Here is a 13134-nt window from a genome sequence, read left to right as displayed (position 1 = left end):
TGCCCTCATGATGCCCGCACCGCGCTGCGGGGGCCCTTCGTATGAGCGACGGTCACGTGACCGAGGCGGACGACCATGGTGGGCGTCCGCCTCAGCAGTTCGAGGTCCTGCTCCTGCATGGCGATCACCACAGAGGTCTCGGGCAGCGCCCGGGGGAGCGCGGCCAGGAGCGCCTCGGCCGTGGGGCGGTCCAGACCCGCGGTGGGTTCGTCGAGCAGCAGGACCGGAGGGCGTCTCAGCACGGCCCGCGCGATGGCGAGGCGCCTGCGCTGCCCCTGGGACAGCCGACGCCCCCCGGGACCCACCGACGCGTCGAGCGGCAGGGCCGACAGGCCGACCACCTCCAGCGCGGCCAGCAGATCGGCGGTGTCGGCCGATGGCGCGGCCTGACGAAGATTGGCCTCCACCGTGTCGTCGGCCAGCCAGTCGTCGGCCTCGACCAGGGTGACCGTCTCGGCGACGGCCCCGGCCGGCAACTCGTGCACGGGTGTGCCGTCGAGGAGGACCGTGCCGGCGGGGGCCGGCAGACGGCCGGCGAGTTGACCGAGCAGGGTCGACTTCCCGCTGCCGTTGGGGCCCGTGATCAGCACGAGGGCAGGGCCGGACAGGGTGGCCGTGAGGGTCCCGGACGAGCCGAGGAGCGGGAGACCGGTCGTCGTGACGCGGCGGGCCGCCGGGAGCGGCCGGGCCGCCAGGGGTTCCTCGCCGGCCAGGGGCGCGAGGCGTTCGGCCGCCTCCCCGGCCTGGGCCAGGTGCTGCAGCAGCCGGGGAAGCCGCTCCAGCAGCTCCCACCCGGCGGCCATCAGCAACACCTCGCCCACCACGACGGCGACCGGCTGGGCCGGGACCACGCTCAGGGCGATCACCAGCACCGACGCCTGGCCCAGCCCGGCGAGGAGGCGCAGTGCCAGCCGGCCGAGCCGCTCGGCGCGAGCGGCCGCCCACTCGGAGGTCTCCACGGCCGCCATGGCGTCCGTCGCCGTGCGCCGCGCCTGCGGTACGGCGTCCAGGCAACGAAGTTCGTTGAAGGCGGCCCGGCTGCCGAGCAGCACGGTACGCAGCGCGGCCCTGGCCTCCGCCGCGGCGGCGAGATGGGTCCGCGCCCGGCGGTGGGCCCGCAGAGCACAGCCGAATCCGGCTGCCAGTACGGCCAGTTCGGCGGCCCCCAGCAGCGGCATCGCCGACATCAGCAGGATCTCGACCAGACACGCGGTGGTGATCGCGGCCGCCAGGGGCGCGAGGACGTTCGCCAGCAGGCCCGCCACGGTCTCCACGTCGGTAGTGAGCCGGGTGAGCAGCGTCCCGTCGCGCTGCCCGCGCAACTCACGGGGGGTGAGCCGGGCAGCGCCCCGGGCCATCCGCGTGCGCAGAGCCACCGAGGCGGTCAGCAGGGTCCGGTGGTTCACGAGGCGTTCGAGGTAGCGCAGCCCGGTGCGGGCCAGGGCCAGCGCTCGTACGGCGCCCGAGGGGTACATCCACGACCAGGTGGTGTTCGCCTGGAGGGTGACCACGGCGCAGGTCGTCAGGAACCACCCGGACACGCCCAGCAGCGCGGCGCCGCTGAGTTCGCCCGCGACGGCCAGGAGCACGCCGGTCAGCAGGGCGCGGCGCGGAGCCGCGGAGCGCAGCAGGCGCCAGACCCCGACCCGGTTCTTCAGGTGCTCCCGCTTCATCGGGCTCTCCCGTGCTCGAGCGTGATCACCTGATCCGCCAGCGGCAGCAGCGCACGACTGTGCGTGGTGAGCAGGACCGTACGGTTGCGGGCCAGGGTCCGCAGCGCCGCAACGACGCGCTGCTCCGCCCGCGGGTCGAGGTGCGCGGTGGGTTCGTCCAGGCACAGCAGGGGCGCGTCGCGCAGCAACGCCCGGACGAGAGCCAGTTGTTGGGACTGGCCGGAGGACAGGCCCGTGCCGCGTTCGCCCAGCGGCGTGTCCAGTCCCTGGGGCAGCGCGGTCAGCAGGTCGTCGAAGCCCAGCGAGGCGACGGCGTCCAGCAGGTCGTGGTCGGTCGCGGTGGGCCGGGCGAGGAGGAGGTTCTCGCGCAGGGTGCCGGGCAGCAGGTGCGCCGGCTGGCCCACCCAGGCGACCCGGCCGGGATCGGCGGGTACGGCCATGCCGTCCAGCAGGTGGAGGGCGCGCCCGCCGTGCGGGGCGGACAGACCGGCCGCCACGGCCAGCAGGCTGGACTTGCCCGCTCCACTCGGTCCGGTGACGACGAGGCACTCGGCCGGTGCGAGCCGCACGTCGACGTGGTCCAGGGCCGGTGCCTCCTGTCCCGGGTGACGCACGGTGACGCTGTCCAGCAGCACCCCGGGGGGCATGGTGGACCGCCGCGCGGTCCGGACCGGTCCGGTGGGGGGCAGGGGGCTCTCGTCGGGTGCGTCCAGGAACGGGGCCAGCAGTTCGGCCGCGGCGGTCGCCTGGGCGCGGGCGTGGTAGCCGGCGGCCAGATCCCGGGCCGGGGCGAAGTAGGCGGGGACCAGGACGAGCACGAACAGCGCGGCGGACAGGCTCATGTGGTCCGGGACGAGGGGGAGGCGCAGGTAGTCCAGCAGGACCAGGCCGCAGTAGGTCGCCACCACGGCGAGGGTCCCGGTGATGAGCAGTTCGACCCACGCGGTCGACAGGAAGGCGATCCGCAGCACCTTCTCCGTCCGCCGGGCGACTTCGCGGTCGTCCCGCTCCAGGACACGGGCCGCCTCGTCGTGAGCGCCGAGTCCGACCAGGGTGGGCAGCCCGCGCAGATGGTCCAGCAGCCGTGACTGATGCTCGCGGATCGCGGAGAGCTGGGTGCGAACGGCGGTCTGCGTGCCCAGGCCGATGACCTTCAGGTTGGCCGGCAGCAGCGGGGTGGCCGCCAGGACGAGCAGGGCGGTGAACCAGCTGCGGCAGGCGATCGCCGCCAGGGCGATGCCGCTGCCGAGCAGCATGGTCGTCCGTGCGGGGACGTAACCGGTGAGCCAGTCGGTCAGTTGGTCGACCTCGCCGTCGACGGCCCGCGCCGACGCCGTGTCGTCCAGGTCGCCGCGGACCGGGCCACGGGCGGGCAGGGCCGCCTCGATGATCCGGCGGCGCAGGGTCTCGCGCACGGTGCGCGCGCCGCGGGCGGCTGCCGCGTCGCCCGCGGCCAGCAGCGCGGCGCGCAGGGCCACTCCGGCCGCCGTCAGGAGAGCGGGCAGCAGTACGGCGGCCGCGGGCAGCTCGCCGCGCAACGCCGACAGGCCTCGTTGCGCACCCCAGGAGAGCCCGCCCGCCCACAGCACCGTGCCCAGTTGGGCGGCGCCGCGCAGGATTCCCGCGCGGCGCAGTTCGGTCCCGCCGGTCTCCGCCCAGGCCTTCAACCGGGCGGAGACCGGGGCCTCGTCGCGCTCCGTGGCCAGCTCGTCCAGAAGGACGGTGGTGGAGCTCACGTGCGTGTCTCCGCCCCCGGGGCCGCGTCGAAGTGGCCCTCGCGGCTGTCTCGGCGGTCCCCCACGATCCAGGCGGCCAGCGCCGTGCAGCACAGCACGGTGATACCGAGCGGGCCGATCAGATCGGAGACACCGCCGAACACGTCCTGGGAGAGCCCGGTGGCCAGGACGCCGAGCAGCACCAGCAGGACCCGGCGTACGACGGTCCGCAACGCACCGGTGGGCGCGGGCGCGGACGCGAGCGGACGGACCCGGGTGGGCAACGGCGGGACGGGGGCTTCCACCGGGTCGGTGAACTTGCCGCGGAAACTGCGCCACGCGTAGATGTTGTAGGCCAGCACGAACGGCATGCACAGACCGACGCCGAGGACCAGGAACACCTGGGAGGAGTGCGGGCTCGCGGCCTGATGGACGGTCAGCCCGGCTGGTACGACGACCGGCGCGGTCAGGGCGACCAGCCCCAGCAGCCCACTGGCCGTCATGGTGGCCACGGCCGCGAACGGCCGCCAGTCGGGGCCGCGGCCGAAGCCGTACCAGGCGACGACGCCGGCGACGGCGGCGACGGCGACGGCGAGCGCGCACAGCACGGCCCGCACCGGCTCGTCCAGGTCGAACGACTGCGGGTCGGCGCTCTGCAGCGTCAGACCGAGGACGAGCGCCATGACCACGGTGGCGAGCAGCAGCGACCGCCCGGTACGGCGGGTCCTGGACCGCGACCACCCCTCGGTCTTGTCCTGCAGCCAGGCCGCCCCCGACAGCAGGTACAGGGCGACGACACCGAGGGCGCACAGCACGCCGTAGAGGCTGAACCAGTCGAAGGCCCCGCCACGGAAGATTCCGTCGCGCTGGTGCGGGCCGGAGAGCACGGCGCCGAGGACGAGGCCCTGACACACCGCGGCGGCGAGCGACGCCCAGCCGAACAGGAGCGCCCAGCCGCGCCGGTAGCCGCCGGCCGCGCTCTGCATCTCCAGGCCCAGTCCGCGCAGGATGATGGACACCAGCATGACGATCAGCGGCAGGTAGACGCCGGGAAGCACGACGGCGTAGGCGCCGGGCAGGCCGGCCCACAGGACGACGCCGACCAGGATGATCCAGCTCTCGTTGGCGTCCCACGCGGTGGCGACGATCTCGCCGTACTCGCGTCGGCGCTCCGGTTTCGCCGCCAGGCTGAGCATGCCCACCCCGAGGTCGTAACCGTCGAGGACGACGTACATGCCGAGCGAGAAGAGGACCAGGGCGTAAGCGGTGTACTCAAGCAACGAGGGCCTCCGATGCGTCGGGCGAGGCGGGCCCGGTGGGCAGTGCCTCGGGTCCGGCCTTGACCGTACGGACGATGTAGCGGACCCAGATGGCCAGCAGGGCGACGTAGAGCAGGACGAAGCAGACGAGACTGGAGGCGACTTCGAGCGTGCTGAGGTGGGAGACCGCGTCCGAGGTGCGCAGCTGCCCGTACACCACCCAGGGCTGGCGGCCCGTCTCGGCGACGATCCACCCGCCGGTGATGGCGATGATCCCGGCCGGGGTCATCCACACCATCCACTTGAGGAATCGCCGCGAGTCGAACAGGCGGCGTCGCAGTCGCAGGGCCACACCCGCGAAGGCCGTGGCGAACATGAGCACCGCCGTGAAGTACATCGCGCGGAAGCCGTAGAACGTGGTCCACATGTTGGGGCGCTCGTCGGGCGGCGTTCCGAGCAGTCCCGGCGTGTTCGTCTTGCCGCTGAGGTCCTGGGCGATGACCGAGCCGAGGTAGGGGATCTCCACGTGGAGCCGGTTCTCGCCCTTGTCGGTGTCGGGGACGACGAGCAGGTTGTAGCCGTTGTTGTCGCTCTTCCAGTTGCCCTCGAACGCCTCGAGCTTGGGCAGCTGGTGCTGTGCCATGAAGACCGCCGTGCCGTCGCCCACGTACAGCTGGATCGGCATCAGCACACCGAGGACGCCGAGGGCGATGGACAGGCAGCGGCGTGCCATGGGCTGGGCGCCGACCCTGTTCTTGACCAGGTACCAGGCCGATATGCCGCCGACGAACCAGGCGGCGCTGATCAGCACGGCCAGCAGCATGTGCGGGAAGCGGTGGGCGAAGGCGGGGTTGAACAGGATCTCGACCCAGTCCTTGGCGTGGAACTGGCCGGCGGCCTTCTCGTAGCCGACCGGGTCCTGCATCCAGCTGTTGGCCGACAGGATCCATGTGGTGGACAGCAGGGTGCCGAAGGCAACCATCCAGCTGGCCAAAGCCATCGTGCGCGGGCGAATGCGTCCGTCCCCGTAGAGCATCAGTCCGATGAAGCCCGCCTCCAGGAAGAAGGCAGTGATCACTTCCATGCCGATGGTGACCCCGATGACCGGCCCGACCGCGTGGGCGTACACGCCCCAGTTGAGGCCGAACTCGAAGGTCATCACCGTGCCCGCGACGACGCCCAGCCCGAAGCCGACGGCGAAGATCTTCTTCCAGAACCGGAAGATCTGCAGGTACAGCGGATTTCCCGTGCGTACGTACACCGTGTAGACGACGGCGAGGAGCACGGAAAGCCCCACGGTGAGCGCGGGGAAGGTCATATGGAAGATCGCGGTGATCGCGAACTGCCAGCGGGACAGTTCGATCACGGTGGGCGAAGCCATGGGGTTACTCCAGGGAAGCAGCGGTAAACATGCCGAGCTGCGAATACGTGCCCGACGCTAAGGGCTGAGCCGGGTGAGCATTGCCCGGGAGCGCACACGTAAGTGCCCGTCAGCGAACCGGGCGGAGGGCTTGACCGCCAGCGCACCACCTCTGCGCCCAACGCGCACAGTGTCGCCTGTCCCGCGTTCCACCGCCTTCGGCGAGGTACGTGTCCGCGTAGTCGAATGTCACCGAAGCGGCGTTGCGTGCCCGGCGCCGTGCGGCGATGACCCGAAGATGCCGCATATCGGTCGGTGATCGGCGTGGCTGTGACCCGGTCGGTTCCGCGAAGGCAGAAATGGGGATAGCTGTGGAGCAATGGACGAGGCGGGAGGACGAACGGCTGCTCACCGGGAAAGGCCGGTTCGTCGCAGACATGCACGTGCCGGGTTGCCTGGACGCCGCGTTCGTGAGAAGCAAGGTCGCCCACGGCGTCCTGCGAGCGGTGAACTGCGCTGCGGCGCGCGACGTGCCCGGCGTCGCGGGAGCCTGGTCGGCGGCGGACCTGCCGGACCTTCCTCCGGTTCCTTACACCCTGCTCGCCCGGCTGTCGACGGAGGATGCCGTCGCGGGCCGGGAGTGGCCGGCGCTCGTGAAGGACCGGGTGCGCTACCCGGGTGAGGCGCTGGCGGTCGTCCTCGGGGAGGACCGGTACCAGGCGGAGGACGGGGTCGCCGAGGTCACCGCCACGATCGACCCCCTCCCCGCCGTGGTGACCCCGTCCGCGGCGCTGGAAGACTCGGTGCGGCTGTTCGACGGGATGAGCAACATCGTCCTGAGGGGCGAGGCGGGACAGCCCATCGACCCCTCGGTCTGGGAAGACGCCGCGGCCGTGGTCGAGGCCACGTACCGGCAGCAGTTACTGATGCCCAGCCCCATGGAATGCCGCACCATCCTCGCCGTACCCGAGGGCGACCGGCTGACCGTCTGGTCGGGGCACCAGATGCCGCACCGGCTGCGCCGGGAACTCGCCGCGCTGCTCGGCTGGTCCCCCGAGCGGATCCGGGTCGTCGTGCCGGACACGGGAGGCGCCTTCGGGTCGAAGAGCGCCGCGTTCCCCGAGTTCGTGGTCGTCGCCTACCTGGCCGTGAAGCTCGGGCGGCCGGTCCGCTGGATCGAGGACCGCATGGAGTCGATGTTCGTCGCCACCCGGGGCCGCGGGCAGGACCAGAGTGTCCGCCTCGCCGCCGACGCCGACGGACGCCTCCTCGCCTACGAGCTGTCGATCAACGCCGACGTCGGCGCCTACCCGCACCTCGGCGCGGGTCTGCCCATGCAGACGGTGTGGATGGCGGCCGGCGCCTACACCACCCCGCGCGTCCACGCGACGCTGCGGTCGGTGCTCACCAACACCATGGTCACCTACCCCTACCGGGGCGCCGGACGTCCCGAGGCGGCCATCGCCATCGAGCGGAGCATGGACCTGCTCGCCCGGAAGCTCGGCATGGACCCGGTCGAGCTGCGGCGGCGCAACTTCATTCCGCCGGACGCCTTCCCGTACGAGACACCCGTGGGCCGTACCTACGACAGCGGCAACTACGCCGCCGCCCTGGACCTGGCCCTCGAAACCCTCGACCACGACAAGTGGCGCGCGGAGCAGGCCCGCCGCCGCCAGGACCCGGACGCCTTCCCGCTGGGGATCGGCATCTCCTGCTACGTGGAGCGCTCCGGCGGCGAGAAGGGCGGTCTGCACGAGTTCGGCAGCCTCGAGGTCACCGAGGACGGCGGTGTCATCGCCCGCAGCGGTATGGCCCCCAGCGGCCAGGGGCACGAGACGGTCTTCCCCGCACTGGTCGCCAAGTTCCTCGGGGTACCCGAGGCATAGGTCCGCCTCATCGAGGGCGACACCGACGAACAGCCCGAAGGACTGGGCTCGTTCGCCAGCCGCTCGGCGCAGGTCGACGGCGCCCTGTTCCAGCACCTGTCGAACCTCCTGATCGAGGAGGCCCGCACCCGGGCCGCGGGGCTGTGGGATCTGCCGGTCGACCAGATCGAGTGGACGGACGGCTCCGTGCACACCACCCACAACGGCGCGGCGCTGATGAACCTGAGCGAGCTCGTGAAGGCCACCGGGCCGTTCCGCATCGAGGACCAGTTCGAGACCGGCCAGGCGTTCCCGTTCGGCGCACACGTGGCGGTGACCGAGATCGACCCCGACCTGGGCTCCGTGAACATCCTGCACGTCGTGACCGTGGACGACTGCGGCGTGATCCTCAACGACACGGTGGTGCACGGGCAGGCGTACGGATCGGCCCTCCAGGGCATCGGCCAGGCCCTCTACGAGGGCATGCAGTTCGGCGACGACGGCGTACCGCTCGTGGCCAACGGGCTTCTGGACTACCTGCTCCCGACGTTCACCGAACTCCCGCCCATCGACGTCAAGGACACCCACACCCCCAGCCCCAACTCGCCGTTGGGCGCAAAGGGTGCGGGGGAGTCGGGCTGCATCGGCACGCCGGCCGCCGTCGCCAACGCCGTGGCCGACGCGCTGCCGCACGTCGATCCCGACCTGCTGCAGATGCCGATCACCCCCGACAGCATCCTGCGCGCGCTGCGCGCTTCGAAGAACGAGGAAGGCGCCCGGTGAAACCCGCAACCTTCGACTACGTCGTCCCCCGCACGGTGGCCGAGGCCGTCGAGGCACTCGGCGACACCGAGCGGGGGGCCCAGGTCATCGCCGGGGGCCAGAGCCTGATGCTGGAGATGCACCTGGAGCGCCTCCGGGCGGACCTCCTCGTCGACATCAACCGGATCCCGGAACTGGAGGGCATGCGCGTCGAGGACGGCGAGCTGCGCGTGGGCGCGCTGGTCCGCCACGCGGCCTTCGAGCCGGCCGACGCGGTGCCGGGCCCGCTGGGCACGCTGCTGGCCCAGGCCGTGGTCAACATCGCCCACCCGCCCATCCGTTCCCGCGGAACCATGGCCGGCAGCATCGCCTACGCCCATCCCGCCTCGGAGTGGTGCGCCATCAGCATGGCCCAGGACGCCACGATCGAGCTGACCGGACCCGACGGCGCCCGGTCCGTCCAGGCCGGCGACTACTTCCTCGGGACGTTCAGGACCGCGCGCCGGCCGCAGGAGCTGATCACCGCCGTACGTCTGCCGATCCTCGGCGACAACACCGGCGCCAGCTTCATCGAGCACCGCCGCACCCACTTCTGCTTCGCCCAGGCCGCCGTCGGCACGACCCTCACCGTCGACGACGGCGTGATCAGCGACGTACGGATCGGGCTGGTCAACTCCGCGGACCGCCCGGTGCGGGCCCACGCCGCGGAGGACGCGTTGCGCGGAACCGAACTCGGCGACCTCCCGGCCGGGCCCCGGGTCCACGACGGCCATCCGTTCGCCCGCGCCGGCCGGATCGCCGCGGAGCAGGACGCGGCGCCCCTGCCCGAGCAGTTCGCCGACGTCGACTACAAGCGGCACATCATCGGCGTCCTGGTCGCCAGAACGCTCCTTGAGGCAGCGAAGGACCAGCGCGCCCGCCTCGCCGCACGACAGGGAGAGTCCCGATGAAGATCACGCTCAACGTGAACGGCACCGACCACTCCCTCGACGTGGAGCCCCGCCGACTGCTCGGCGACGTCCTGCGCGACGACCTCGGCCTCACCGGTACGCACCTGGGATGCGAGCACGGCATCTGCGGAGCCTGCTCGATTCTCATGGACGGCGATCCGATCCGTTCGTGCCTGGTGCTGGCCGTGCAGGCCGACGGCCGCTCCCTGCGCACGGTGGAGGGCCTCGCCGGCCCCGACGGCGAACCCCACCCGTTGCAGCGGGCGTTCTCGGCCGAACACGCGCTCCAGTGCGGTTTCTGCACGCCCGGCTTCCTCATGGTGGCCGCCGGAGCACTCGACGCCGATCCCGACCTCGCCGACAACCCTGAGGCCATGGACCACGTGGTCGGCTCCAACATCTGCCGCTGCACCGGCTACGGACCCATCCGGCGCGCCATCGAGCGCGCGGCCCGGGAACAGCGCGAAGCCACGGCCTGACCCACGCGGGCCCCGGGGAGCGGCGCTCCCCGGGGCCATTGAGGAGAACACCATGAACGGTGCCCTGCGCGCCGGAGTCATCGACGTCCACGCACACTGGCTGCCGCGCGACCTGCTCGCGCTCCCGCCCGGAAACACGCTCGGGGGCATGCACGACCGCGGCGGCGAACTCTTCCTGGGCGACCACCGGTTGGCGTTCCCGACCGCGGCCATGACCGACATCGACGTCATCATCGCGGACACCCAGAAGGCCGGGCTCGGAGCGCGCGTCATCTCCGCACCGCCCTTCGCCTTCCCCGTGCACGCCCCCGCCAAGGCGGACGAGTACGTCACCGCCTACAACGAACAGCTCGCCGCCGCCGTGTCCGGCTCGGACGGAGTGCTCGCCGGGCTCGGACTGGTCCGGCTGGACGATGCGGACGCCGCGCGACGGGAGCTGACCCGGCTCGCCGCCGCGGATGGCGTCGCGGGCGTCGCCGTACCCCCCGTGGTCGACGGCCGGTCCTTCGACCGGGGCGCCCCGCGGGAGATCCTCGGCATCGCCGCCGAACTGGGCCTGTCCGTCCTGGTCCACCCGATGCAGCTGCCGCGCCCCGAATGGGACCACCACTACCTGGTCAACCTGATCGGCAATCCCGTGGAGTCGACGACCGCCGTGGCCTCGCTCCTGCTGAGCGGGGTCCTGGAGGAACTCCCCGACCTGCGCGTCTGCTTCGTCCACGGCGGGGGCTGTGCGCCCTCCCTGATCGGGCGGTGGGGGCACGGCTGGCGCTCCCGCCCCGACGTGCACCGGGGAAGCACCCGTCCTCCCGCGGAGTCCTTCGACCTCCTCTACTTCGACACGGTCACCCACGACCCGGAGGTGCTGAGGCTGCTGCGGTCCCACGCCTCGGCCGAGCGGATCGTCTGCGGCAGCGACTACCCCTTCGAAATGGCGCAGCCCGACCCGGTCGGTTTCCCGGTGGAGAACGGGATCGACGCCGCCACACTCGAGGCGAACGGCCGCAGGTTCCTCGGGCTCCGCCCGGCCGGCACGTCGCGCTGACACACCGGCCCGTTGCCGCGGCACGGTGAGGGGCCGGTGCACTGCCGGAATCGACCTGGTGCGCCGGCAGTCAAGCGCGCCCCTCCCGCCTTACTAGCGTGATCGAGGTTCGACGCGGGCCAGCGGTGCGCCTACGCTCGCAGCAGCCCGTCGTGATGCCGGAATCCGAGGAGTGCCGTGGCCAAGCAGACCATCGCCGAGCAGTACGTCGACCTCATGGCGCGGGCCGGTGTGCGCCGCATGTACGGCGTGGTCGGAGACAGCCTGAATCCCGTCGTCGACGCGGTCAGACGGCACGGCGGCGTCGAGTGGATCCAGGTCCGCCACGAGGAGGTCGCGGCGTTCGCCGCAGGAGCCGAGGCCCAGCTCACCGGGCGACTGGCCGCGTGCGCGGGCTCCTGCGGACCGGGCAACCTCCACCTGATCAACGGCCTGTACGACGCCCATCGCTCCATGGCGCCCGTGCTCGCGCTCGCCGCCCAGATACCCAGCGGCGAGATCGGCACCGGCTACTTCCAGGAGACCCACCCCGACCGGCTGTTCGCCGAGTGCAGCCACTACTCGGAGCTGATCTCCTCGCCCCGCCAGATGCCGCGCGTGGTGCAGACGGCGATCCAGCACGCCGTGGGCCGGCGCGGTGTCTCGGTCGTGGCCCTGTCGGGCGACACCGCCGCCGAGAACTCCCCGGACGCGGCCCCCGAACTCGCCATGCCGCTCGACCTGCCCGCCATCCGCCCGAGCGACCAGGAGATCACCCGGCTCAGGGAACTCGTGGACTCCGCCGAGCGCGTCATGGTCTTCTGCGGCCGGGGTGTCGCCGGAGCCCATGCCGAGGTGATGGCCTTCGCCGAGAAGGTCAAGGCTCCGGTGGGACACGCCCTGCGCGGCAAGGAGCACATCCAGTACGACAACCCGTACGACGTCGGCATGTCCGGTCTGCTCGGCTACGGAGCCGCGTACGAGGCCATGCACGAGTGCGATCTGCTGCTGCTCCTCGGCACGGACTTCCCGTACACCGACTTTCTGCCCCGGCATGTGCGGACCGTGCAGGTCGACGTGCAGCCCGAGCGGCTCGGGCGGCGCACCCAACTCGACCTCGCCGTCTGGGGAGACGTACGCGAGACCCTGCGGTGCCTCGTTCCCGCGGTGCGGGAGAAGCAGTCGCGCCGGTTCCTCGACCGCATGCTGGAGCGGCACGCGCACCTGCTCGAGGGCGCCGTGCAGGCCTACACCCGCAACGTCGCCGAGCACACCCCGATCCACCCCGAGTACGTGGCCGCGGTGCTCGACGAGGAGGCCGCCGACGACGCCGTGTTCACGGTGGACACCGGCATGTGCTGTGTGTGGGCGGCGCGCTATCTGACGCCGAACGGCCGCCGCCGCATCCTCGGCTCGTTCGTGCACGGTTCGATGGCCAACGCGCTGCCCCAGGCCATCGGCGCCCAGTTCCTCGACCGCGGGCGGCAGGTCGTCTCCCTCTCCGGCGACGGCGGGTTCTCCATGCTCATGGGCGATTTCCTGACGCTCGTCCAGTACGGCCTGCCGGTGAAGGTGGTCGTCTTCAACAACTCCTCCCTCGGAATGGTCGACCTGGAGATGATGGTCGACGGCCTGCCCCCGTACGGCACGTCCTACCCGCACACGAACTTCGCCGCCATCGCCACGGCCGCCGGGGCTCGCGGCATCAGGGTGGAGCGGCCCACAGAGGTGCGCGAGGCGCTGCGCGAGGCGTTCGCCCACGACGGACCCGCGCTGGTCGACGTCGTCACCGACCCCGCCGCGCTGGCCGTGCCCCCGAAGATCACCGCCGAGCAGATCAGCGGCTTCGCGCTGTCCGCGAGCCGGACGGTGCTGACCGGAGGCGTCGGCCGCATGGTCCACCTCGCCCGGGCCAACCTGCGCAACGTCCCCCGCCCCTGAGCACGGGACGGCCGCAAGGCCGTGACGTGCCCTGCGCCGTCGTCGACATGGCGGTGTCCTCGGGCCGCCACCCGAGCACCGTCCTCGGCTCCCGCACCGCCGCACG

At 72.1% G+C, this 13134-nt stretch carries 8 protein-coding genes and 1 pseudogene; 5 read left to right on the top strand and 4 right to left on the bottom strand.

Annotated elements, in window-relative coordinates; genetic code table 11:
* Positions 1 to 5: 5 nt before the first annotated feature.
* From ACWD5D_RS32435 to ACWD5D_RS32420, 4 genes are read right to left on the bottom strand one after another with little or no spacing between them, the layout of a single operon-like run.
* Positions 6 to 1673, bottom strand: coding sequence for an ATP-binding cassette domain-containing protein (locus ACWD5D_RS32435; protein ID WP_451376352.1), 1668 nt, complete (start codon positions 1671 to 1673; stop codon positions 6 to 8).
* Entirely contained in the window at positions 1670 to 3409 is a 1740-nt protein-coding gene (locus tag ACWD5D_RS32430; protein WP_451376351.1) for an ABC transporter ATP-binding protein/permease, read from the bottom strand. The genes ACWD5D_RS32435 and ACWD5D_RS32430 overlap by 4 nt, the downstream gene beginning before the upstream one ends.
* Complete coding sequence (locus ACWD5D_RS32425; RefSeq protein WP_451376350.1) at positions 3406 to 4668, bottom strand: cytochrome d ubiquinol oxidase subunit II; 1263 nt, start codon at positions 4666 to 4668, stop codon at positions 3406 to 3408. The genes ACWD5D_RS32430 and ACWD5D_RS32425 overlap by 4 nt, the downstream gene beginning before the upstream one ends.
* Positions 4661 to 6028 (bottom strand): cytochrome ubiquinol oxidase subunit I, encoded by a 1368-nt coding sequence (locus ACWD5D_RS32420; protein WP_451376349.1) that lies wholly within the window; start codon positions 6026 to 6028, stop codon positions 4661 to 4663. Before ACWD5D_RS32420 ends, ACWD5D_RS32425 begins: the two co-directional genes overlap by 8 nt.
* A gap of 266 nt (positions 6029 to 6294) precedes the next feature.
* Between ACWD5D_RS32420 and ACWD5D_RS32415 the strand changes: the two are divergent.
* From ACWD5D_RS32415 to ACWD5D_RS32395, 5 genes and pseudogenes are all read left to right on the top strand, one after another.
* A pseudogene (locus ACWD5D_RS32415) lies at positions 6295 to 8655 on the top strand (xanthine dehydrogenase family protein molybdopterin-binding subunit).
* Positions 8652 to 9584, top strand: coding sequence for an FAD binding domain-containing protein (locus ACWD5D_RS32410; protein ID WP_451376348.1), 933 nt, complete (start codon positions 8652 to 8654; stop codon positions 9582 to 9584). The pseudogene ACWD5D_RS32415 and the gene ACWD5D_RS32410 overlap by 4 nt, the downstream one beginning before the upstream one ends.
* Complete coding sequence (locus ACWD5D_RS32405) at positions 9581 to 10063, top strand: (2Fe-2S)-binding protein (RefSeq protein WP_451376347.1); 483 nt, start codon at positions 9581 to 9583, stop codon at positions 10061 to 10063. The genes ACWD5D_RS32410 and ACWD5D_RS32405 overlap by 4 nt, the downstream gene beginning before the upstream one ends.
* A 52-nt stretch (positions 10064 to 10115) precedes the next feature.
* A complete protein-coding gene (locus tag ACWD5D_RS32400) occupies positions 10116 to 11108 on the top strand; it encodes an amidohydrolase family protein (RefSeq protein ID WP_451376346.1) in 993 nt (330 codons plus the stop codon).
* A 177-nt stretch (positions 11109 to 11285) separates the two neighbouring features.
* Positions 11286 to 13028 (top strand): pyruvate dehydrogenase, encoded by a 1743-nt coding sequence (locus ACWD5D_RS32395; RefSeq protein WP_451376345.1) that lies wholly within the window; start codon positions 11286 to 11288, stop codon positions 13026 to 13028.
* The last annotated feature ends 106 nt before the right edge of the window (positions 13029 to 13134 follow it).

The organism is Streptomyces sp. NPDC002520 (assembly GCF_053595235.1).
Note: the sequence above shows the minus strand (reverse complement) of the source record. Positions and strands in the feature narration are given on the sequence as shown.